Here is a 23,286-nt window from a genome sequence, read left to right as displayed (position 1 = left end):
TCCTCAGCGTTCGGGCGGGCGCCAGGTGACGCCGTGGTCGGCGAAGATGCGCTTCATCGTGCCGTCGGCCTCCATGGCGTCGATCACGTCGCCGACGGCGTAGCCGAGCGCGCGGTAGGTGTGCTTGACGGCGGCTCCGACGTCCCAGGCCGTCTTCACCAGGCCCGGCGTCGGCACGGCGGCGATCTCGAAACGCTGGCGGTGGTTCTTCAGGCCTGCCTCAAGCTGGCTGGCGGGCGCCATGACGCCGGCGACCTCGCCGTTGACGAGCGCATTCACGGCTTCCATGGGCGTGGCGAAGCGCACCATCCCGGGCAGCAGCCGTCCGCCGAAGGCGCCGGACAGATAGAGGTCCGGCAGGCTGTCCAGTTCGACCGCGATCTTTTCGTAGGCGAAGACCGGCAGCGTTTGAACGCCATCCGTCTTCACCGGATCGCGGGCGACCAGGAATTCCTCGCGGTGGTAGGCGCCGAACAGCACCACCAGGTCGTTGCGGATGTTCAATTCGCGGTCGACGGGCATGTGCAGCATCACGTCGGCGACGCCGCCGCCCAGGTAGTGGCCTTTCCAGACGCCGTTGCGCAGGTCGTCGTCGACGTTCTCGTCGGCGGTCAATTCCATGTAGGTGACCTTGAGGCCCATGCGGTCGGCGATCTCGCGGCCGATGTCGACGTCGATGCCCACCAGCTTGCCGGCGTCGTCGCGGTAGGAGAACGGCGGGAAGTCGCGGTAGACACCGATGCGGATGGAGCCCTTCTCCATGATCTCGTCAAGCGACAGGGCGTGGCCGGTGGTCGGCCACGCCCCGGTCAGCAGGACGGCGAGAAGAACGGTCAGGAGGCGGATAATACCCATCGTTACCCTCTCGCTAATACCGGACGACACTTGAAAACAAAGACTTGTCGCCCGGCAAGGCCGATTGGCCGCCGCGCCTTATGGCGCGTGAGGCTGCGTGCCGCTTGAACGCAGCCCCGGCGATGCCAATCGCCGGGGCGTATAGGAGGTTCACTCTTCCGTGTACTTTTCCTCGATGTAGGCGCGGATGGCCCACAGGGCTTCCTGGCTCAGCGTCTCCTCGAAGGCGGGCATGTAGGTCATGCCGTTGCGCACGACGCCGTTGCGCACGCGCATGACGTACCACTCGTCACCCTCCAGGCCCTGCGGCAGGTAGCGCAGGTCGGGCGCGACACCACCGGAGATGACCTCCAGGCCGTGGCAGCGGGCGCAGTTCTGGTTATAGGCGGACGAGCCGATCTCGATGGCCTTGGCGTCGCCGCGGTAGGGGTTTTCCTCCACCCACTCGTCGCCGAGGGGCTCCAGGCCGGTCACGTCGACCGCCTGGGGGGTCACGTCGCCGTGGGCGACGGCGGCCGTCGGCAGGGCGGAGGCACCGGCGAAGGCGGCGAGACCGGCGATGGCGAAGGCGGAGGCGGTGCGAAGGAAGAAGGTCATGGGGCCGTTCCTCGGAAATACGCTGTGGCGGTGGATGAAGCGGGGCGTCTGGCGCCGTCGTCTTCGTCGTCGGGTCTGGTCGTCGTCGTCACCGTCCCTTGCAGGCTAGCGGGGGTGGGCCGGGTCGCGGTAGACGACTTTGGTACGATGCCGGGCGGCGATCTTCAGGCGGTGGCGGCCGGCAATTCGTCGGCGCGCGGCGCGGGGCCGGCGGCGTCCAGTTCGGCGGTCTCGGCATCGGTGAACACGCGCGAGCGGGTGATGAACCGCACCCCCTCCGGCGCTTCCAGCGAAAAGCCGCTGCCGCGTCCGGGGGTGACGTCGATGGTCAGTTGGGTGTGCTTCCAGTACTCGAACTGCGCGGCGCCGATGAACACGCGGCAGCCGGCGACGGTGCCGAGGTAGACGTCGGCGTGTCCGACCCGGAAGTCCCCTTCCGGGTAGCACATGGGCGCCGATCCGTCGCAGCAGCCGCCCGACTGGTGGAACATCAGGGGGCCGTGCGTCTCGCGCAGGCGGCCGATGACGGCTTCGGCGTCGGGGGTGACGGTGACGCGGTCGACCATGGCGGCGGCTCCTGCGGGATCGGGAAAAGACCCGGAGCCGGCCGGGGAGCCCGGCTCCGGGTGTCGCGCGCGGGCTCTTAGAAGAAGCCCAGCGCGTTCGGGCTGTAGCTGACCAGAAGGTTCTTGGTCTGCTGGTAGTGCGAGAGCATCATCTTGTGGGTCTCGCGGCCGATGCCCGACTGCTTGTAGCCACCGAAGGCGGCGTGCGCCGGATACAGGTGGTAGCAGTTGGTCCACACGCGACCGGCCTGGATGCCCCGGCCCATGCGGTAGGCGGTGTTCATGTCGCGGCTCCACACGCCGGCACCCAGGCCGTAGAGCGTGTCGTTGGCGATCTCCAGCGCCTCGGCCTCGTCCTTGAAGGTGGTCACCGACACGACCGGGCCGAAGATTTCCTCCTGAAAGATGCGCATCTTGTTGTGGCCCTCGAACACCGTCGGCGCCACGTAGAAGCCGCTGTCGAGGTCGCCGCCCAGCTCGGCCTTGCCGCCGCCGGTCAGCACCTTGGCGCCCTCGCGCTTGCCGATGTCGATGTAGCTGAGGATCTTCTCCAGCTGGTCGACGGAGGCCTGGGCGCCGATCATGGTCGACGGATCGAGCGGGCTGCCCTGCTTGATCTGCTGCACGCGCTTGATGGCGCGGTCCATGAAGTCGTCGTAGATGCTTTCCTGCACCAGCACGCGCGACGGGCAGGTGCAGACCTCGCCCTGGTTGAGCGCGAACAGCGCGAAGCCTTCCAGCGCCTTGTCGAAGAAGGCGTCGTCCTCGGCCATCACATCGGCGAAGAAGACGTTGGGCGACTTGCCGCCCAGCTCCAGCGTCACCGGAATGATGTTTTCCGACGCGTACTGCATGATGAGGCGGCCGGTGGTGGTTTCGCCGGTGAAGGCCACCTTGGCGATGCGCGGGCTGGTCGCCAGCGGCTTGCCGGCTTCCACGCCGAAGCCGTTGACCACGTTCAGCACGCCCGGCGGCAGGATGTCGGCGATGATGTCCATCACCACCATGATGCTCATGGGCGTCTGCTCGGCGGGCTTGAGCACGATGCAGTTGCCCGCGGCCAGCGCCGGGGCGATCTTCCAGGCGGCCATGAGGATCGGGAAGTTCCAGGGGATGATCTGGCCGACGACGCCCAGCGGCTCGTGGAAGTGGTAGGCCACCGTATCGCCGTCGATCTCGCCCATGGTGCCTTCCTGGGCACGAATGCAGCCGGCGAAGTAGCGGAAGTGGTCGATGGCCAGCGGCAGGTCGGCGGCGGTGGTCTCGCGGATCGGCTTGCCGTTGTCGGTGGTCTCGATCAGCGCCAGCAGCGGCAGGTACTGCTCCATGCGGTCGGCGATCTTGTTCAGGATCGCGGCGCGCTGGGCGACCGGCGTCTTGCCCCAGGCGGGGAACGCCTTGTGGGCGGCGTCCAGCGCCTTTTCCACGTCCTCGGCGGTGGAGCGGGCGACTTCGCACACCGGCTGACCGTTCACGGGGCTGATGTTGGTGAAGTACTGCCCCTTCACTGGTGCGACCCATTCGCCGCCGATGAAGTTCTCGTAGCGCTCGCGGATGGCGAACTTGGTCTGGAGCTTGTCGAGTTCCTGCTGGAGCATGGTGTTCCCTCCTAAGGCCACATTGAGAGCGGGTCGGTGTGTGGAGGGACTATGCTCTCAGGGCCGGCATTTTCTCCATTCAACTTTGGTACACGGCAGTGCAGCGGAGATTTTTACTGTCGCGGCGAAGACAAGCGTGGCAGCGTGCCGACGCTACGCCCGATCCATCGGAAGGAGAACCCGTACAATAGTCGCATTGCCGCCGGACGGCTCCGCGCGCGACCATGATTTCCCTTGTACACCAGGGATCAAGGACTCATGCGCCGCACTGGATTTCTCGCCGCCCTCTGCCTGTCGACCGCGCTGACCGCCCTGCCCGCCCTCGCCGCCGAAAAGGCCATGCAGGCCGTCGACATCGGCTGGCTGAGCAAGGAGCGCGACCTGCCGCCGGTCCTGTCCAACCTGGACGAAATCCCCGCCGACAAGGGCGTGGCGGGTGCGCGGCTCGGCATTTCCGACAACGACACCACCGGCCGCTTCATGGGCCACGACTACACGCTGACGGAACTGGTCGTGCCGCTGGAGGGCGACGTGGCCGACGGCTTCCGACAACTGCGGGACAGCGGCCACCGCCTCATCGTCACCGACCTGACGGCCGAGGAATTGCAGACGGTCGCCGCCCTGCCCGAGGCCGCCGACACCCTCATCTTCAACGCCGGCGCGCCGGACGATGCCCTGCGGCAGACGGCGTGCCTGGCGAACGTGCTGCACACCCTGCCCTCCCGCGCCATGCTGGCCGACGCGCTGGCGCAATTCCTGGTGAAGAAGCAATGGCGGGAGTGGTTCCTGGTCATCGGCCCGGCCACGGGCGACAAGGCCTTCGCCGATGCCATCCGCCGCGCCGCCGCCCGCTTCGGCGCCGAGATCGTGGCGGAGAAGGAATGGCAGTGGGACCACGACATCCGCCGCACTGCGCACGAGGAAATTCCCCTCGTCACGCAGGATGTCGACTATCAGATGCTGATCGTCGCCGACGAGCGCGGCGATTTCGGCGAATACATCCCCTACAACACCTGGGAGCCGACGCTTGTGGCCGGCACCCAGGGTCTCGTCCCCACCGCCTGGCACAAGGTGGTGGAGCAGTGGGGCGCGGTGCAGCTTCAGAACCGCTTCGAGGAACTGGCCGGCCGCCCCATGAGGCCGGAAGACTACGCCGCCTGGGCCGCCGTGCGCTCGGTCGGCGAGGCGGTGACGCGCGAGAACACCATCGAATTCGAACCCGTCAACGCCTTCATCCGCTCCGACGCCTTCGAGCTGGCGGGCTTCAAGGGCCGCAAGCTGACCTACCGCCCGTGGAGCGGCCAACTCCGCCAGCCCATCCCGCTGGCCGCCCCGCGCGCCCTGGTGGCGCTGGCGCCCATGGAAGGCTTCCTGCACCAGACAACCGAACTGGACACGCTCGGGTACGACGCGCCCGAGGTGGACTGCGACCGATGAGAAAGGACACGTCCATGCGCCTGCGCACTACCCTTCTGGCCCTCGGTCTGGGCCTGGCGGCCTCGCCCGCGCTGGCGGCCGGCACGCTGTATGTCTCGAACGAGAAGGATGACAGCCTGTCGGTGGTCGACATCGAGACGCTGGAAGTCGTCGACACCATCCCCGTCGGCATGCGCCCGCGCGGCATCACGCTGAGCAAGGACCAGAAGACGCTCTACATCTGCGCCTCCGACAGCGACACCGTGCAGGTGATGGACATCGCCAGCCGCAAGATCCTCCACAACCTGCCCTCGGGCGAAGACCCCGAGCAGTTCGCCCTGCACCCCGACGACCGGCACCTCTACATCGCCAACGAGGACGACGCCATCGTCACCGTGGTCGACACGGAAAGCCGTCAGGTGGTGGAGCAGATCGACGTGGGCGTGGAGCCCGAGGGCATGGCCGTCAGCCATGACGGCAAATGGGCGGTGAACACCAGCGAGACCACCAACATGGTCCACTGGATCGACACCGCCACGCAAAAGCTGGTCGCCAACACGCTGGTGGACCAGCGCCCGCGCCATGCGGTCTTCACCAGGGACGACAGCCTGCTGTGGGTGTCGTCGGAGATCGGCGGCACGGTCTCCATCATTGACGTGGACAGCAAGGAGATCGTGCACAAGATTTCCTTCGAGCTGCCCAACATCCACCCGGACCGCATCCAGCCCGTGGGCATGGAGCTGACCAGCGACGGCAGAACGGCCTTCATCTCTCTGGGGCCGGCCAACCATGTCGCCGTGGTGGACGCGCAGACCTATGAGGTGAAAGACTACCTGCTGGTCGGCCGGCGCGTCTGGCACATGACGCTGACCCCGGACGAGAAGCTTCTGTTCACCGCCAACGGCGTTTCCGGCGACGTTTCCGTCATCGACGTGGAGGACATGAGCGTGCGCAAGACCATCAAGGTGGGCCGCTACCCCTGGGGCCTGGCGATCGTGGAATGACCGACAGCGCGGCCTTGGTCATACGTGGTCTCAGCTTCTCCTACGGCCCGCGGGCGGCGCTGGAGGATGTGTCCTTCCATGTGCCCGCCGGCGGGGTGACGGCCCTGCTCGGCCCCAACGGCGCGGGCAAGAGCACGCTGATGACGCTGACCGCCGGTCTCTTGAAGCCGCCGCCGGGGACCATCACCGTGCTGGGGCACGACATGGCGGCGGCTCCGCGCAAGGCGCTGGCGCGTACCGGCATCGTGTTCCAGCAGCCGACGCTGGACCTGGACCTGACGGTGGCGCAGAACCTGCGCGTCTTCGCCAGCCTGCACGGCCTGCCCCGCAAGGTCACCGAGGCCCGCATGGCCGAGGAACTGGAGCGCCTGGACCTGACCGGCCGCGCGACGGAGAAAGTCCGCGCGCTCAACGGCGGCCACCGCCGGCGGGTGGAGATCGCACGCGCGCTCATGCACAAGCCCGACCTGCTGCTTCTGGACGAGGCCACCGTCGGCCTGGACGTGCCCACCCGCAAGGCGCTGGTGGCGCACGTCCATGCGCTCGCCCGCGACACCGGGCTCGCGGTGCTGTGGACCACGCACCTGATCGACGAGGTCGACCCCGCCACCGACCGCGTGGTGGTGCTGCACAAGGCGCGGGTGCGGGCCGAAGGTGCTGTGTCCGACGTGCTGAAGCAGGCCGGCGCAGAGGACCTCGCCACCGCCTTCGACCGCCTCACCGGCCCCGATGCCGCACCGCTGACGGAGGCCGCCCAATGAGCGCCGCCCTCATCGCCCTGCGGGGCATCATCGCGCGGGAAATCCTGCGCTTCGTCCACCAGCGCAGCCGATTCCTCGGCGCCCTGGTGCGGCCGCTGATCTGGCTGCTGGTCTTCGCCGCCGGCTTCCGGGCCGCTCTCGGTGTCTCCATAATGCCGCCCTATGAGACCTACATTACCTATGAGCTGTACATCCTTCCCGGACTGGTCGGGATGATCCAGCTGTTCAACGGGATGCAGAGCAGCCTGTCCATGGTCTACGACCGCGAGATGGGCTCAATGCGCGTGCTGCTGACGAGCCCCCTGCCCCGCTGGTGGCTGCTGGTGTGCAAGCTGCTGGCGGGCACCGTGGTGTCCATCCTGCAGGTCTATGCCTTCCTGCTGATCGCGCGGGCCTTCGGCATCGAGACGCCGGGCTGGGGATTGCTCGCCGTGCTGCCGGCGCTGATCGCCAGCGGCATGATGCTGGGGGCGCTGGGGCTTCTGCTGTCGTCGGCCATCAAGCAGCTGGAGAACTTCGCCGGCGTGATGAACTTCGTGGTATTTCCGCTGTTCTTCTGCTCCTCGGCGCTCTACCCGCTGTGGAAGATGCGGGAGAGCAGCGTTATCCTCTACCAGATCTGCGCCGTGAACCCCTTCACCCACGCGGTCGAACTGATCCGCTTCGCCCTGTACCTGGAGTTCAACGCCGCCGCGCTGGGCTGGACACTGCTCGCCGCTGCCGTCTTCCTGGGCTTCGCGGTGCTTGGGTACGATCCGGCGCGGGGCCTGATGAAACGCAAGGCGGCGGAGGCCTGAGAGACATGCGTACCGTCATTCTCGCCCTTCTGCTGGCGTTCGCCGCCCCCGCGCTCGCCCAAGTGGAGGCGCCGGCGGGCTACCGCATGGACCACTACCGCGCGCCCGTGCCCGACCATGTGCCGGGCGGCCGGGTGATCGGCATCGACGAGGCCCGTGCGCTGCATGAAAGCGGCGGGGCGGTCTTCATCGACGTCATCCCCGCCACCCGCCACGACACCGGCGACGGCAAAAGCGCCTGGACCCGGCCGGAGCCGCGCGAGAACATCCCCGGCTCCCTCTGGCTGCCCAACACCGGCAAGGGTGACATCACGCCCGAGGACTCCGCCTGGCTGCGCAAGCACCTGGACCGGCTGGCGGCGGAACGGCCGGGCGGGGGCCTGGTCTTCTACTGCATGGCCGATTGCTGGATGTCGTGGAACGCCGCCAAGCGCGCCGCCTCCTGGGGCTACGGCCCGGTGCTGTGGTTCCCCGCCGGCACCGACGACTGGGCGGCCGCCGGCCTGCCGCTGGAGCCGGGCGAGCCGCCGCCGTGGCCCTGAAGCAGCCGGACCCGGCACGAAAGACTCATTTCCCTGGGCGCGCCCTTCGTCGCATGATGGAAACAAACGTGGGCGAGCGGGGCAAGCCCGCCGCCGATCATGCCGGGGAGGCGTCCTACCATGCTCAACACGCCGCGCGTGCGGCGGGGTTACTCCCGCGCCGACCAGCCCGGCCAGGCCGTCCGCGAACTGGCCAACGACCTGACCCAGCCCGACGCCGCCCTGGTCATCGCCTTTGCGTCCTCCACCTATCCGCGGCGTGCGCTGGCCGCCGGGTTGACCGCCGCCTTCCCCGACACCTGCGTCGTCGGCTGCACGACCGCCGGGGAACTGACCCCGCTCGGCTATCGGCGCGGCACGCTGACGGGGGTCAGCCTCGCCGCGCCCGAGTTCCAGGCCGTGGCCCGGCGCATCGACAACCTGGAGGAATTTTCCGTCGCCGACGGGGTGGAACTGGTGCAGGACGGCCTGACCAGCCTCAGCCGCCGGATGCCGGGGATGCGCACCGATCAGGTCTTTGCCATGCTGCTCATCGACGGGCTGTCGGCCTGCGAGGAACGGGTGGTCTCGGGCCTCTACCAAGCCCTGGGGGAAATCCCGCTGTTCGGCGGTTCGGCCGGCGATGATCTGGCGTTCCGGGAAACGGGCGTGCTCTACGGCGGGGCGTTCCACAGCAATGCCGCCGTCCTGCTGCTGGTGGCGACACAGAACCCCTTCGAGGTGTTCAAGACCGAGCACTTCGTCGCGTCGGACGAAAAGATGGTCGTCACCGAGGCCGATCCCACCCGCCGCGTCGTGACCGAGATCAACGCCGAGCCCGCCGCCCTGGAATACGCGCGCGTCCACGGCGTGCAGATCGACGAACTGACCCCCATGATGTTCGCCGCCCATCCGGTGGTGGTGAAGGTGGGTGGGGTGCCCTACGTGCGCTCCATCCAGAAGGTGAACCCCGACGGCAGCCTGACCTTCTACTGCGCCATCGACGAGGGCATCGTGTTGACCGCCGCCACGGGCGTCGACATCACCGAGAACCTGCGCGATGCCTTCCGCCGGGTGCAATCGCGCATCGGGCCGGCGCAGCTTGTCATCGGCTGCGACTGCATCCTGCGCAACCTGGAACTGGCTCAGAACGACATCCTGGACGACGTCTCGTGCCTGCTGGCCGACCAGCGCGTCATCGGCTTCAACACCTACGGCGAGCAGTTCGGCGCCATGCACGTCAACCAGACCTTCACCGGCGTGGCGATCGGCTATGGCGGCTGACGGCGACCCCAAAACGGCTGTCACGGCCGAGGACCGCATCGCGGCGCTGGAGCACGAGAACGCCAAGCTGCGCAAGATCAACAAGGTCCTCATGGACCGGGTCGAGCGCAGCATGGACTACCAGGGCAACGCCTTTTCCCTGTTCCAGACGGCCATCGTGCTGGAAAACCGCATTCGCGAGCGGACCCAGGCGCTGGAAAAGGCCCTGCGGGAGTTGGAGCGCACCAACCGCGACCTCTCCATCGCCAAGGACCAGGCGGAAAGCGCCCAGACCCTGCTGCGCGAGGCCATCGAGACCATTTCGGAAGGCTTCATCCTGTGCGATGCCGACGACAGGGTGGTGCTGCTGAACACCAAGTTCCGCCTGCTGTGGCCCGGGCTGTCCGACCACATCCATCCGGGCATGCCCTTTTCCGAGGTGGCGCGCCGGGCCCTGGAACTGGACATCGTGGAGGTCATGGACAGCGCGCCGGGCGGCCGGCCGACGGTGGAGACTGCCGGCGACTGGCTGCGCTTCCGCATGCGCCAGCACCGCGACCCCGGCGAACCCATCGTCGTCAAGCTGACGAACGGCACCTGGATCCAGATCAACGAGCGCCCCACCAAGGACGGCGGCATCGTCGGCATCTACACCGACATCACCCAGATCAAGGTGGCGGAAGCCCGCCAGCGCGAGCGGGAACTGGCGGAAAAGTCGGTGCTGCTTCAGGCGACGCTCGACACCATCACGCAGGGCATCTCCGTGTTCGACGGCGGCTTCCGGCTGGTGGCCTGGAACGAGGGCTTCTCCAAGCTGCTCGACATCGACCCCGAGACGGTCGCCCTGCACGCGGGCCTTGAAAAGTTCCTGCGCAACCCGACCATCCGCGCCCAGCTTCTGGTCGACGACGATCCCGAAACCTGGCGCGACAGCCTGGACCTGCCGGCGGTCCTGGAGCACCGCACGTCGTCCGGCCGGGTGCTGGAGGTGCGGCGCAATCCCATGCCCGGCGGCGGCTTCGTCAGTACGTACACGGACATCACGGCCCGCAAGCGGTCGGAAGAGGCCCTGCGCGACAGCGAGCGCCGCCTGCGCCTCATCACCGATGCCATGCCGGCGCTCATCGCCTATGTGGACGCCGACCGCCGCTACCGCTTCACCAACCGCGGCTACGAGGACTGGTTCGGCCGCCCCCGCGACGAGATCAACGGGCGGGAGATGGACGAGGCGCTCGGCCCCACCCTCTACCGCCTGCGCAAGCCCTATGTGGACCGCGCGCTGGCCGGCGAGCCCGTGACCTTCGAGATGCACCTGCCCACCGAGGAAAGCAGCATCGAATACGCCCATGCCACCTACGTGCCCCATGTGGCGCGGTCGGGCGAGGTGCTGGGCTTCTTCGCCCTGATCCAGGACATCACCGAACGCCGCCGCGCCGCCGAAGCCCTGCGCGAGGCCAAGGAGACCCTGGAAATCCGGGTGGAGGAACGCACCCGCGCGCTGACCACGCTCAACGAGGAACTGCGCCACGCCAAGGCGGAGGCCGAGCAGGCGAACCTTTCCAAGACCAAGTTCCTGGCGGCTGCCAGCCACGACCTTCTGCAGCCGCTGAACGCCGCCCGCGTCTTCGCCGGGGCGCTTCAGGACCGCCGCATGTCCGGTCCGAACCGGGAGCTTCTGAACAACGTGACGGCGGCGCTGGAGGCGGTGGACGAGCTTCTGTCGGCGCTTCTGGAAATCTCCCGCCTGGATGCCGGCGTGCTGACCACGGACGTGCGCGACTTCCCCATCGCCGACCTGATGGCGACGCTGGCCGCCGAGCACGCGCCGCTGGCCCAGGCGCGGGGACTGACGCTGCGCCACGTTCCGCGCTCCTGCGTGGTGCGGACCGACCAGCAACTGCTCAGCCGGGTGATGCGCAACTTCCTGTCCAACGCGCTGCGCTACACCGCCGAGGGCCGCATCCTGCTGGGCTGCCGCCGCCACCGCGACGGGCTTCTGGTGGGCGTGTGGGACACGGGCATCGGCATCCCCGAGGACAAGCAACGGGAAATCTTCGAGGAATTCCGGCGCCTGCGCGCCAACCCCGACCGGCGGGGCGACAACGGCGTGGGCCTGGGCCTGGCGATCGTGGAACGCATCGCCCGGCGCATGGGCCATCAGATCGTCGTGCGCTCGCGGCCCGGCAAGGGATCGTTCTTCGGCATCATCGTGCCGCGGGGCGACCGCGCCGCCGTACCAGTGGTGCGCCGCACGGCACCGACCCGGGCCCGCGACCGGGTGGCGGGTGCAACGGTGGCCGTCATCGACAACGAGACGAGCATCCTGGCCGGCATGGCGGCGCTGCTGAAGGGCTGGCACTGCAAGCCGGTCACGGCCGTGGACACCGACGGCCTTCTGGCCGCCGTGGACGCGGCCGGAGTGGTGCCCGACATCATCATCGCCGACTATCACCTTGCCGACGACGCCATCGGCCTGGACTCCGCCGCCGCCCTGCGGGCCCACCTGGGCCGCCGCATTCCGACCATCGTCATCACGGCCGACCGGACCGAGGACATCGCCAAGGCCGTCCGCGACCGTGGCTGGCACCTGATGACCAAGCCCGCCCGCCCGGCGCGGCTCCGCAGCCTGCTCGCCCACCTGCTGGCGGGTGGTGGCGTGGGGGGTGAAGGGGATGGGTGAAGGGGCGCGTCACACCGGCGTCTTCACCTTCGCCGACGCCTCTGCCGCCCCCTCGGCGGCGGCGGCGACCTTGGCCTTCGCCGCGTCCTCCGCCTGCTGGAGACGGAGGGGCACCCGTTTTTCGAACTCGGTGATGTAGTCGCGGGTCAGCGGCACGGCCTCCTGGTGGCGGGCCAGCTGGATCTGGAAGATCATGTGACTCTCGTGGCGGAACGCCATTTCCGACGCCAGCAGGTAGAACTCCCACATGCGGCAGAACCGCTCGTCATAGAGCGCCTTGGCCTTCTCGCGGTTGGCGGCGAACCGCTCCGACCAGTGCCGAAGGGTCAGCGCATAGTGCAGGCGCAGCATTTCCACATCGCAGCCGATCAGCCCCTGGCGCTCCACCGCGGCCATGGTTTCCGACAGGGCGGGGGAATAGCCGCCGGGGAAGATGTACTTGCGAATCCACGGATTGGTGCCGCCCGGCGGGTCCGGGCGCCCGATGGTGTGCAGCAGCGCCACGCCGTCGGGCTTGAGCAGCGCGCGCACCTTCTCGAAGAACTCGTCGTAATGGCTGGCGCCCACGTGCTCGAACATGCCGACCGAGACGATACGGTCGAAGCTGTCCTCCACCAGCCGGTAGTCCAGCAGATGGAAGGTGACCTGGGCGTCCAGCCCTTCCTCGTTGGCGCGGCGGCGGGCGACGGTCAGTTGCTCGGTCGACAGCGTGACGCCGGTGACATGGACGCCGAACTCGCGCGCCAGGTACAGCGCCATGCCGCCCCAACCGCAGCCGATGTCCAGCACCCGCATCCCCGGCTCCAGCAGCAGCTTGGCGGCGATGTGGCGTTTCTTGGCTTCCTGCGCGACGTCCAGGCTTTCCGTGCCGGTGGGAAAATAGGCGCAGGAGTACTGCCGGTCCACGTCCAGGAACAGGTCGTACAATTCGCCCGACAGGTCGTAGTGGTGGGCGACGTTCTTGCGCGCCACATGGACCGGGTTGTTCTGGTGCATCCACCGCAGGCCGCCGTTCACCCGGCTCTGGAACTCCAGCAGCCAGTGGCCGTCGCCGCGGTACATGTTGAACATCAGGCAGTTTAGGGTGTCGCGCAGGGTGCCCTGGTCGATCTCGATGCCGCCGTTCATGTAGCCTTCGCCGAAGGCCAGCGCCGGGTTGGTGACCAGACGCCGGTGCAGGGCCTTGTCGGTCAGTCGCAGGGTCACGGGGCCGGGCCGGTGCTCGAGCGGGACGTCGGTGAAGGGCCGCCCGCCGTAGCGGTGGGTGTTGCCGTCGGCGTCGATCAGCGTGACGTCGCCGTAACGGATCAGGCCATCGAGAACCCGGTCGAGCAGCATGAGCATCCCCCTGTCTGGCGAGAGCGGCGGCTGGGTCAGAACCGTGACACTCAAATAATGGTGGGTCGCGGGGGAAGAACGTGCAAGATGCCGTAAGGGATGCGGGGGGCGGATTACCCCGTCAGGGGAAGGCCCCGCCGGTCTCCAGCGCCGTAATCAGCCGGTGGTAATAGGATGCGTCACATGTGACACCGGCCGTTTCTGCCTCGGCCAGGGATGAACACAGGTTCAAGGCCGCCGGCGGCCGCATATCCTTTGACCGTTGCTGAAAGGCCGCCAGCGCCCGGCCGTCGCCGGCCCCGATCAGATCCGCACCCAGGAGCGGGCTGACCATGCCGCAGGACTCCAGCAGCGGAAACCGCACCAGCGGGTCCAGCGCGTTCAGAAGCCGCGGGCCGCACAGTTGGGGCGGGAAGCCCCTGTCCGGGTCCAGTCGCTGCACCAACCGCTCGCAGGCGTAGATGAGGAAATCGAGCACCGGCGTTGCCGGCGTGAACAGGCAGGCCGCGTTGTGGACGTTGCGCCGCGCCACCGGCCGGGCGCCGGCCCTCGGCCCCGGCTGCACCCAGACCTCCACCCCGAAGGCATGGGGATGGGCGGCGGCGGCGGCGTCCAGGTCGGCCGCGAGCCGGTCGGGCGCGAAGACCAGCACGTCGGCATCCAGCCACACCACCCGCTCCGCCCCCTCGGCCAGCGCCTCCCGCGCCCGCAACAGCCGCCCCAGATCGGCCGCGGTCGCCATGCGGCCATGCGCACGGCATTTCGCCATGTAGCCCGACGGGATGCCGTCGAACAGCGCCGCATCGTCGAGCAGGCGGTAGGCATATCCATGAGCCTCGGCAAACGCCTGCACGCTCTCCAGGCACCGCCGCATCCAGGGCGGCGGGTCGGGGCGGTGGGATTGCAGGAGGATGCGGTCGGCGGCGGTCATGGCGGCGGCAGGATAGCCCGCCGCATGTCCCTTCCGCTACCGCTTGCGCGCCAGGGTCAGGCCGTCGCCGATGGGCACCAGCACGTGGTCGACGCGGTCGTCGTCGGCCACCAGACTGTTGAAGGCGCGGATGGCGCGGGTGTCGGCGTCGTCCTTGGCGTCGTCCACCACGTCGCCATGCCACAGCACGTTGTCCACCGCCACCAGCCCGCCCGGCCGCAGGAGCGTCAGCGCCGATTCGTAATAGTCGGCGTAGTTTTCCTTGTCGGCGTCGATGAAAGCCAGGTCGTAGGACGGTGCGCCGTCGGCCGCGCGCTCGGCCTCCAGCGCCGCCAGGGTGTCGAGAGCCGGCGCCAGGCGCAGGTCCATGCGCGCCGAAACGCCGGCGCGGTCCCAGTAGCGGCGGGCGACGGCGGTGTATTCGGCGCTGACGTCGCAGCAGGTGACTGTGCCGCCGTCATCGGGCAGGGCCAGGGCCATCCACAGCGAGGAATAGCCCGTGAAGGTGCCGACCTCCAGCACGCGGCGGGCGGCCGTCAGCTTCACCAGCAGGTGCAGCAGTTGGCCCTGTTCGGGGCTGGTCTGCATGCCCGCGCCCGCCATGCCGGCGGTTTCCTCGCGCAGCTCGGCCAGGACGGTGGGCTCGCGGACGCCGACGGTGCGCATGTAGGATTCGAGCGCCTCCGACATGGGCGTGGTGGTGCGGGACATCAGCGGCTCCTTGACTGCGCGGAATGACTTGGCGGACCGGCTCACCGCGACGGCGGCGGGGCGTCCGGGCGCGTGAGCAGGAAGGCGGCGACGCAGGCCATGGTCAGCCCGACGGCCACCGGGACGATGGGGTCGGCCGCCGCCCAGGCGACGTAGGCGAGGCTGAGCGCCATCAGGCTGACGGCGGCGACCTTGGCGCGGCGGGGCACGGCGCGATGCTCGTGCCAGGCCACCAGGGTCGGGCCGAAGCGCGGGTGGCCGTACAGCCACGCCCGCAGCCGCCGGGACGACCGCGCGAAGGCCCAGGCCGCCACCAGCAGGAAGGGCGTCGTCGGCAGCACCGGCAGCACCGCCCCGGCCGCGCCCAGGCCGACGCAGGTGCAGCCCAGCACCAGCAGAAGCCAGCGCAGCGGCCCCGTCACCGGGCGCGGCCCGACCCCGTCATCGGCTTCGGACGCGGTCTGTTCAACCCGTGACACCATGGCGGCGGACGCCTCTCGACCCGGTGAACCCATGCCGTGAGTGTGGGGGCTGGAAGGCGGAAAATCCAGTGCCGCCGAGGCATCAGCGCCCGGTGCCGTCGGCCCGCACCGCCGCGAGCGCCTCGCGCAGCGCATCGGTCAGGCCGACGTCGGTGAGCGGCTTGTGCAGCGTCGCCACCACCTCGGCCGCGAGTCCCACGGGCGTGGCGGCGCCCGAAATCGCGGCATCGGTCATGAGGATGACCCGCGGCGGCCGCTCCTGTTCAGGGCGCCTGCTCAGCGCCGCCAGCGCCCGGTCCGCGGCGTCCAGATCCACCACCAGCACGTCGGCCGCCGCCACGGCCACGGCGGTTTCAAGCAGGCGCCGATCCTGTAACGCCACCGCATCGAACCCCTCCGCCTCGGCGCTTTCGGCAATCATGTCGGCAACTTCCGGATGGCCGTCGAGGGCGACGAGGAAGGGCTTCAGGAACTGGCTCATCTCGAGGACTCTCTTCATGCTGTGCCCGGAGGGACATCGCGTGGCGCCGATACACGGCGGGTTTACGGCCTGGGAATGAAAAAGGGTAATTCCATACCGAACACCCTGTACAGCGCCAAGGTTCAGTCGTTTCGATACTGCAACTGTAGTGTCGGGCAGCCAGAGCCGTTATTTGGATGCACAGCACCGCCGAAGGAGTCCGCCACCCCGCCCTAATCCCAGACGGCTGCACGCGCACCGCGATGCGGCGGCGCAACATTCGCGCCAACGTGAATGCGCGTTGACATGGCTGTTCAAGCGCTTACCCTCGAAAGAGCCAGTACGGCGGTCGGGATTGGGGCGCGGGAGGCGTTGCCGGTCCGCGGCCTGCCGTCGCAAAAACTTGTCCAACGGGAGGAATACCGCATGATCTCCAGGCGTGGGTTCGTCGCCGCCACCGCCATCGCCGGTCTGGGTCTTGGCCTGACGGTTGCCGATGTGCAGGATGCGCGGGCGCAGGACACCAACTACCTGCTCGCCACCGCCTCCACCGGCGGCACGTACTACCCCGTCGGCGTCGCGCTTGCGACCCTGACCAAGGTCAAGCTGCAGCCGGGCGAAGGCATCGGCATGTCGGCCATCAACTCGGCCGGCTCGGGCGAGAACATCAAGCTGATCCGCGAGAAGCAGGCGCAGTTCGCCATTCTCCAGGGCCTGTACGGCTACTACGCCGCCCAGGGCGTCGGCCCGCTGGAGCAGGAGGGCAAGCAGGATCATCTGCGCAGCGTCTCCATGCTGTGGCAGAACGTGGAGCACTTCGTCGTCGACGACGAGCACCGCGACAGCGGCACCATGAGCGATTTCGTCAACCTGCCGGAAGGCGCCAAGGTCGCCCTGGGCCGCCAGAATTCGGGCACGCTGGGCTCCAACCGCACCATCCTGGGCAACCTGGGCGTCGACATCGACGAGCACTTCGACCTGATGTACGCTGGCTACACCCCCTCGGCCGAGGCGCTGCAGAACGGCCAGGTGGCGGGCATCTCCACCCCCGCCGGCGTGCCGGTGGGCGCGGTGACGCAGCTGATGGCCGCGGCCGGCGGCTCGGTGGCGCCGCTGGACTTCACCGACGAGCAGGTGGCCGAAGCCAACGGCGAGATGGACCTGTGGAGCCGCTACACCATCCCCGCCGGGACGTATCCGGGCCAGGAGGCGGAGTGGAACACCATCGCCCAGCCCAACTTCCTGGCGGTCCATGCCGACGTGCCGGAAGAGCACGTCTACCTGATCACCAAGACCGTCTACGAGAACCTGCCCTTCCTGCAGGCGATCCACCCGGCCACCAAGGCCATGGCGCTGGAGAAGGCCATCGCCGGCCTGCCGGCCCCGCTGCACCCGGGTGCCGCCCGCTACTACGCGGAGCAGGGCGTGGAGATCCCGGAAAAGCTGATGGCGAAGTAAGCGCCGCCGGCTGATCCGCATGTCACCGGACCCCGCCCCGGCGCCCCGAGCACCGGGGCGGGAGCCGTTTCGAAACGAACAGACCGCCGCCGCGCGCCCGCGCCGTCGCTGTCGCCGTCGTGCGACCGACACGACAAACCGGCGCGGCGGAGCAGGGAGATCCGCAGTCCATGCCCAAGACGGCCCGCACCCGCGATCCCAAGGAGCCGCCGGAGCCCAGCGCCGAGGACACCGCCGAGGCGCAGAAGCAGCCGAGCCCGCCGCCGCCGGACGACGCCGGCCTGCCGCGCCGCTGGCTTCTCGTGGGCTTTGCCGTCGGGTTCCTGCTGGCGGTCGGGCACATCTACCTGGCGCTGTTCCCCGAGTTGTCGGAACTGGAGCGCAACGCCTTCCACTTCGGCGGCTTCGCCTTCCTGTGCGCGCTGTACTTCCCCTTCAGCAAGCGGGCGCGCGAGAAGGCACCGGGCTTCTGGCGCTGGGCGGACCTGACGCTGGGGCTGGTGGCGGTCGCCGCCGCCTTCCACGTCGCCACCGCCGAAAGCGCCATCTACGACCGCGGCGTGCGGCTGACGGCGCTGGACTGGACGGCGGGCGTGGCGCTGATCCTGTGCGCCATCGAACTCACCCGCCGGGCGACCGGCTGGGTGATTCCCATCCTCATCGTCGCCTCTCTGTCCTACGTGGGCTGGTGGGGTCAGTACGTCGAGGGCGTCTTCCAGTTCAAGGGCCTGACGTGGGAGACGGTGCTGTTCCGCTCCCTCTACGGCGACTTCGCCCTGTTCGGGACGATCGCCAGCATCAGCTCCACCTACGTCTTCCTGTTCATCATCTTCGGCGCCTTCCTGGTGCGCTCGGGCGCGGGCGAATACATCATCGACCTGTCGCGCGCCGCCGCCGGGCGACTGGTCGGCGGCCCCGGCCTGGTGGCGGTCATCGCCTCGGGCCTCACCGGCACCATCTCGGGCTCGGCCGTCGCCAACACGGCGTCCACCGGCGTGATCACCATTCCCATGATGAAGCGCGCCGGCTTCCCCGCCCGCTTCGCCGGCGCGGTGGAGGCCTCCAGCTCCACCGGCGGCCAGCTCATGCCGCCGATCATGGGTGCGGGCGCCTTCGTCATGGCCAGCTACACCCAGCTGCCGTATGAGCAGATCATCGCCGTCGCCGCGCTGCCCGCCCTGCTCTACTTCGCCTCCGTCGGCTTCTTCGTCCGCATCGAGGCACGCCGCCAGGGCCTGGAGCCCCAGGCCTACGACGGCCCGGGCCTGTGGCAGACCACCAAGGAGCGCGGCGCGTCGTTCATCATTCCCATCATCGTGCTGATCGTGCTGCTGGTGAACGGCTTCACGCCCACCTATGCCGCCGCCATCGGCATCGCCACGGTCATCGCCGCCAGTTGGCTGACGCGCACGCCCATGGGCCCCAAGGCGATCGTCGAGGCCCTGGCCCACGGCGCGCGCAACATGGTGATGACGGCGGTGCTGCTGTGCGCTGTCGGGCTGGTGATCAACGTCATCGTCACCGCCGGCGTCGGCAACACCTTCAGCCTGATGATCGCCGACTGGGCGGGGGGCAACCTGCTGATCGCCATCGCCCTGATCGCCCTGGCCTCGCTGGTGCTGGGCATGGGCCTGCCGGTGACGGCCGCCTACATCGTGCTGGCGACCCTGTCCGCGCCGGCGCTGCGCGACATGATCGCCGACAGCACGGTCATCGACATGATCGCCGGCGGGCAATTGGGCGCCCAGGCGCAGGCGATCATGATGATCTCCGCCCCCGACGCCGCCGCCAAGCTGGCCGCGCCCATGCCGGTGGCCGAGGCGAAAGAGCTGCTGATGAACCTGCCGCTGGAAATCCGGGCCGCCCTGCGCGACCTGGTGGTGAACCCGGCGGTGATGACGGCGGCGCTTCTGTCGGCGCACATGATCATCTTCTGGCTCAGCCAGGACAGCAACGTCACCCCGCCGGTGTGCCTGGCGGCCTTCACGGCGGCGGCCATTGGCAACTCCGACCCCATGCGCACCGGCCTGACAAGCTGGAAGATCGCCAAGGGCCTGTACATCGTGCCGGTGCTGTTCGCCTACACGCCGCTCTTGTCGGGAGACTGGGGTGCGGCGTTCGAGGTGTTCCTGTTCGCGCTGGTCGGCATCTACGGCATGGCCGCCGGCATGGACGGCTGGATGGAGGCCAGGCTACCGCTGCTGCTGCGCCCGGTCAGCTTCGCCGCCGGCGTCGCCTGCGTGTGGCCCGCCAACCTGCTGGTCGACTTCACCGGCGTGGCGGTGGTCTTCGCCCTGTTCGCCTGGACGGTGTGGAAGAGCCGCCAGGGGCCGGGCGCCGCGGCGACATCGGGCGCCAGGGCCTGAATCACCGCCGGAAAACGGCCACCACCTCCACGTGGGCGGCCCAGGGGAACTGGTCGACGGGCACGACGCTTTCCATCGTGTAGCCGCCGTCCACCAGCAGACGGGCATCGCGGGCGAAGGTGGCGGGGTTGCACGACACCGCCACCACCACGCCCGGACCGTGGGCGGCCAGTTCCGCCGCCTGCGCCTGGGCGCCGGCCCGCGGCGGGTCGAAGACAACCGCCGCGAACCGCTTCAGCCCCTTGGCTCCCAGCGGCCGCTCGAACAGGTCGCGGTGCTCGGCCGTCAGCCCGTCCAGTCCCAGCGCCGACACCGCGCCGACGGCCTCGGCCGCGCCCTCGGCCAGATGCACCACCCGCCCCGCCCCATGCAGGGGCAGTGCGAACGTGCCGATGCCGCCGAACAGGTCGGCCACCGGCCCGGGCGGCGCTGCCTCCACCGCCCGCAGCACATGATCGACCAGCGCCGCCTCGCCCTCACGCGAGGGCTGAAGGAACCCGCCCGCCGGCAGCGCCACCAGACGTCCGCCCAGGCGCACCTCGGGCAGGCGCCGCGCTGCCGCCGGCTCTGGCGGGCCTCCGTCGATGCGCAGGGACAGGCGGGCCAGGTCGTGCGCGGCGGCGAAGGCGGCCAGCCGCTCGCGCGTCTCCAGGTCCGGCTCCGCCCCCAGGTCGAGCACCACGTCGGCGCCCGTGTCGGTGAGCGTCACGGCGCAGTCGCCGCCCTTGCGCGGCAGCGGCACCGTGCGGATCAGGTCCCGCAAGGGCGCCACCAGGGCCCGCAAGGCGTCCGACGGCAGAAGGCAGGTCTCGATGGGCACCACGGCATGGCTGGCACGGGCATTGAAACCCAGCACAGCACCACCGCCCTGGCCCTTGATCGCGAAGGTGGCGCGTCGCCGCGTGCCCGCCGGAAGGGACAAGGTCGCTGCCACGCCGCTGGTCTGCTCGGCATCGAAACCCCGACGGCCCAGCGCCTGCACCACAAGGTCGCGCTTCCAGAGCGCCAGGGCCTCGGGCGCCATGTGCTGGAGAGCGCAGCCGCCGCAACGGCCGAAATGCGGGCACGGCGGCTCCACGCGCTCGGGCGCCGCGGCATCCACCGCCTCCAGCCGGGCCGACCGGCCGTCGCCGCGGGGCTCGCCGGGGCGCACCGTCACATGCTCGCCGGGCAGGACGCCCGGAATGTAGAGCCGCTCGCCGGTATCCGACCGAGTCGCGATGCCGTCGCCGCGCGCCCCGATGGTGTCGACCACCACCGAGACCGGCGCCCCCGGTGCCGCCCGCTTCTGACCGCGCCTTCCACGATACGGTTTCTTCTGCGCCACGCGCCAATCCCCTCATATTCCTCAGGGCCTCCGAACCCTGCGGTTGAACGGAGGCCGTCATAAAGTTGCAAAGCAGCGCCGCGGCAGTGAAATTTTTGTGTCCCGCTGCGCCGAAAGTTGACCCTGCTACCCCTGCTGGGAGATTAAACAGGGGCGGTTCCTTATAGTCCCATCGCGGCCACAAGCGGAGGCTCAGGTGTTCACCGGGCTCTCGAGCATTCATCAGGCAACCCAGCCGACCCGAGACAGCCACTTCGCGGGAGCCTTCACCCGGCGCGGCGGCAGCCCAGTGCTCGGCCCGCGCTGGCTGACCGTCGCGCAGATGCTGGACGTGGCGCTGCAGCCCATCGTCAACATCCACACCGGCCGGTGCCTGGGCTACGAGGCGCTTGTGCGCGGCACCGAGGCCGCCGGCTTCGACTCCATCAAGGCGTTCCTGGACGCCTGCGCAAGCGACGGATGCCTGGCCGAGATGGAAGTGGTGATCGCCGACCTGGCGGTGCGCAAGTTCGCCGCCCTGCATCATCACCGCGACCTGAAACTGTTCCTCAACGTCGACGGACGCACGCTGTCGCACCTCGACACCTACGGCCGGGGCCTGCGGCAGGTCCTGCGCGCCGCCCGCCTGACCGAAGGCGCCCTGATCATCGAGATCAGCGAGCACCACGCCGGCACCGCCGAGCCCGAGGGACACGACGCGCTGGCCACCCTGCGGGGCCTGTGCGGCAAGATCGCCGTCGACGATTTCGGCGCCGGCTATTCCGGCATGCCGCTGTTGTACTTCGCCCAGCCGGAATACATCAAGATCGACCGCTTCTTCATCGACGGCATCGAAAGCGACAGCCGCAAGAAGCTGTTCCTGTCGCACATGGTCAACGTCGCCCACCTGCTGGGCATCCTGGTGGTGGCTGAGGGCGTTGAGAGCGAGGTCGAGTTCTACATCTGCAAGGACATCGGCATCGACCTCGTGCAGGGCTTCCTGATCCAGCATCCGGTCACCGAGACCGGCGCGCTCGCGACGCTTTATCCGGTGGTGGAGGCCATGGCGTCGCGCGACCGGCGCAAGGGCGGCACGGGCGACCAGAAGCTCATCGCCCAGTGGATCGAGCCCATCGAGCCCATCGTCTACGGCGTCGAGATGACCGCCGTGTTCGACCGCTTCCGCCAGGACAAGACGTCCACCTTCTTTCCGGTGGTGGACGAACACCACGAGCCGCTGGGCATCATCCGCGAGCTGGACCTCAAGGACTACACCTACTCGCTCTACGGCAAGGAGCTGATGAGCAACAAGGCCTTCGGCCGCAAGCTGAAGGACTTCGTGTGGAAGTGCCCGGTGGCCGACATCAACACCAAGGCCGAAAGCATCCTCGACGTCTATTCGGCGGGCAGCGAGGACAGCGAGGGCATCATCATCATCGACGACAACAAGTACGTCGGGTTCCTGTCCGCCCGGTCGCTGCTGCGCGTCATCTCGGAAAAGAACCTGGCGCTGGCCCGCGACCAGAACCCGCTGACCAAGCTGCCCGGCAACAACCTCATCAACGAATACCTGGGCAAGGCGCTGGCCGAGGCCGAGGCGTCCTATGTGGTCGCCTACATCGACTTCGACAACTTCAAGCCGTTCAACGACAAGTACGGCTTCCGCCAGGGCGACCGTGCCATCACCCTGTTCGCCGACATCATGCGCTCCGACCTGCCCAAGCAGGACACGTTCATCGGCCACGTGGGCGGCGACGACTTCTTCGCGGCGTTCCGCAACACGTCCTTCGAGACGGCCGAGGCCATGGTCCGCCACGCCATCGACCGTTTCCGCCATGACGTGGAAAGCTTCTATGACGAGGACGCGCGGCGAGAGGGCTTCATCATCGCGAAGAACCGCGAGAGCGAGATGCGCCGCATGCCGCTGCTGTCCGCCTCGGCGGCCATGGTGCTCATCCCCGCCGGCCACGCACCGGGCTCGCTGGACGAAATCAGCTCGCTGATCGCCGAGTTGAAGAAGGAAGCCAAGGCCGCCCCCGACAAGCTGGCCGCGCGCGAGGTGCGGCCGGCGGACGTGGCGGACGCCTGACGCCTGACGCCCCACGGCGCAAACGCATCCGAAGGCTCCGGCAGCCTCTCCCCAGCCGGGAAACGCGCATCGCCGGACCCTGCGGCC

General features: G+C 68.9%; 20 protein-coding genes. 10 read left to right on the top strand and 10 right to left on the bottom strand.

What is annotated here, in order from left to right; genetic code table 11:
- Positions 1 to 3: 3 nt before the first annotated feature.
- From C882_RS15150 to adh, 4 genes are all read right to left on the bottom strand, one after another.
- A complete protein-coding gene (locus C882_RS15150; protein ID WP_009541516.1) occupies positions 4 to 855 on the bottom strand; it encodes a substrate-binding periplasmic protein in 852 nt (283 codons plus the stop codon).
- A 150-nt stretch (positions 856 to 1,005) separates the two neighbouring features.
- Positions 1,006 to 1,452 (bottom strand): cytochrome c-550 PedF, encoded by a 447-nt coding sequence (gene pedF, locus C882_RS15145; protein WP_009541515.1) that lies wholly within the window; start codon positions 1,450 to 1,452, stop codon positions 1,006 to 1,008.
- A 164-nt stretch (positions 1,453 to 1,616) separates the two neighbouring features.
- A complete protein-coding gene (locus C882_RS15140; RefSeq protein ID WP_009541514.1) occupies positions 1,617 to 2,018 on the bottom strand; it encodes a DUF779 domain-containing protein in 402 nt (133 codons plus the stop codon).
- A 77-nt stretch (positions 2,019 to 2,095) separates the two neighbouring features.
- Positions 2,096 to 3,616, bottom strand: a complete 1,521-nt coding sequence (adh, locus tag C882_RS15135) for an aldehyde dehydrogenase (protein ID WP_009541513.1) — start codon at positions 3,614 to 3,616, stop codon at positions 2,096 to 2,098.
- A gap of 258 nt (positions 3,617 to 3,874) precedes the next feature.
- Here adh and C882_RS15130 point away from each other — a divergent pair, with 258 nt between their 5' ends.
- The 7 genes from C882_RS15130 (at position 3,875) to C882_RS15100 (ending at position 12,058) form a co-directional block, all read left to right on the top strand.
- Positions 3,875 to 5,053, top strand: coding sequence for an ABC transporter substrate-binding protein (locus C882_RS15130; RefSeq protein ID WP_009541512.1), 1,179 nt, complete (start codon positions 3,875 to 3,877; stop codon positions 5,051 to 5,053).
- 14 nt (positions 5,054 to 5,067) lie between these two features.
- Positions 5,068 to 6,036: a YVTN family beta-propeller repeat protein gene (locus C882_RS15125; RefSeq protein ID WP_009541511.1), complete on the top strand. Its 969-nt coding sequence runs from the start codon at positions 5,068 to 5,070 to the stop codon at positions 6,034 to 6,036.
- Positions 6,033 to 6,797, top strand: a complete 765-nt coding sequence (locus tag C882_RS15120; RefSeq protein WP_009541510.1) for an ABC transporter ATP-binding protein — start codon at positions 6,033 to 6,035, stop codon at positions 6,795 to 6,797. The genes C882_RS15125 and C882_RS15120 overlap by 4 nt, the downstream gene beginning before the upstream one ends.
- Positions 6,794 to 7,594 (top strand): ABC transporter permease, encoded by an 801-nt coding sequence (locus C882_RS15115; protein ID WP_009541509.1) that lies wholly within the window; start codon positions 6,794 to 6,796, stop codon positions 7,592 to 7,594. The genes C882_RS15120 and C882_RS15115 overlap by 4 nt, the downstream gene beginning before the upstream one ends.
- 5 nt (positions 7,595 to 7,599) lie before the next feature.
- Complete coding sequence (locus C882_RS15110) at positions 7,600 to 8,136, top strand: rhodanese-like domain-containing protein (protein WP_009541508.1); 537 nt, start codon at positions 7,600 to 7,602, stop codon at positions 8,134 to 8,136.
- 120 nt (positions 8,137 to 8,256) lie between these two features.
- Complete coding sequence (gene nosP / locus C882_RS15105; RefSeq protein WP_009541507.1) at positions 8,257 to 9,399, top strand: nitric oxide-sensing protein NosP; 1,143 nt, start codon at positions 8,257 to 8,259, stop codon at positions 9,397 to 9,399.
- Positions 9,389 to 12,058 carry a NahK/ErcS family hybrid sensor histidine kinase/response regulator gene (locus C882_RS15100; protein ID WP_009541506.1) on the top strand — a complete coding sequence of 890 codons (2,670 nt, stop codon included), beginning with the start codon at positions 9,389 to 9,391 and terminating at the stop codon, positions 12,056 to 12,058. The genes nosP and C882_RS15100 overlap by 11 nt, the downstream gene beginning before the upstream one ends.
- Positions 12,059 to 12,067: 9 nt before the next feature.
- Here C882_RS15100 and C882_RS15095 read toward each other — a convergent pair whose 3' ends face one another.
- The 5 genes from C882_RS15095 to C882_RS15075 form a co-directional block, all read right to left on the bottom strand.
- Entirely contained in the window at positions 12,068 to 13,396 is a 1,329-nt protein-coding gene (locus C882_RS15095; protein ID WP_152415357.1) for an SAM-dependent methyltransferase, read from the bottom strand.
- A gap of 121 nt (positions 13,397 to 13,517) precedes the next feature.
- Entirely contained in the window at positions 13,518 to 14,327 is an 810-nt protein-coding gene (locus C882_RS15090) for a hypothetical protein (RefSeq protein WP_009541504.1), read from the bottom strand.
- 36 nt (positions 14,328 to 14,363) lie between these two features.
- Positions 14,364 to 15,038 carry an O-methyltransferase gene (locus C882_RS15085; protein ID WP_009541503.1) on the bottom strand — a complete coding sequence of 225 codons (675 nt, stop codon included), beginning with the start codon at positions 15,036 to 15,038 and terminating at the stop codon, positions 14,364 to 14,366.
- Between the two features lie 41 nt (positions 15,039 to 15,079).
- Entirely contained in the window at positions 15,080 to 15,520 is a 441-nt protein-coding gene (locus tag C882_RS15080) for a YbaN family protein (RefSeq protein ID WP_009541502.1), read from the bottom strand.
- An 82-nt stretch (positions 15,521 to 15,602) separates the two neighbouring features.
- Entirely contained in the window at positions 15,603 to 16,001 is a 399-nt protein-coding gene (locus tag C882_RS15075; protein WP_009541501.1) for a hypothetical protein, read from the bottom strand.
- A gap of 405 nt (positions 16,002 to 16,406) precedes the next feature.
- Between C882_RS15075 and C882_RS15070 the strand changes: the two genes are divergently transcribed.
- Both C882_RS15070 and C882_RS15065 read left to right on the top strand, forming a co-directional pair.
- Positions 16,407 to 17,438: a TAXI family TRAP transporter solute-binding subunit gene (locus C882_RS15070; protein ID WP_009541499.1), complete on the top strand. Its 1,032-nt coding sequence runs from the start codon at positions 16,407 to 16,409 to the stop codon at positions 17,436 to 17,438.
- Between the two features lie 170 nt (positions 17,439 to 17,608).
- Positions 17,609 to 19,804, top strand: a complete 2,196-nt coding sequence (locus tag C882_RS15065; protein WP_009541498.1) for a TRAP transporter permease — start codon at positions 17,609 to 17,611, stop codon at positions 19,802 to 19,804.
- Position 19,805: 1 nt separating this feature from the next.
- Here C882_RS15065 and C882_RS15060 read toward each other — a convergent pair whose 3' ends face one another.
- A complete protein-coding gene (locus C882_RS15060) occupies positions 19,806 to 21,131 on the bottom strand; it encodes a class I SAM-dependent RNA methyltransferase (RefSeq protein ID WP_043645840.1) in 1,326 nt (441 codons plus the stop codon).
- Between the two features lie 196 nt (positions 21,132 to 21,327).
- Here C882_RS15060 and C882_RS15055 point away from each other — a divergent pair, with 196 nt between their 5' ends.
- Positions 21,328 to 23,199 (top strand): bifunctional diguanylate cyclase/phosphodiesterase, encoded by a 1,872-nt coding sequence (locus C882_RS15055; protein WP_236262696.1) that lies wholly within the window; start codon positions 21,328 to 21,330, stop codon positions 23,197 to 23,199.
- Positions 23,200 to 23,286: the final 87 nt, after the last annotated feature.

The organism is Caenispirillum salinarum AK4, assembly GCF_000315795.1.
GTDB lineage: Bacteria > Pseudomonadota > Alphaproteobacteria > Rhodospirillales > Rhodospirillaceae > Caenispirillum > Caenispirillum salinarum.
This window is presented reverse-complemented; position numbering and strand designations above follow the sequence as displayed.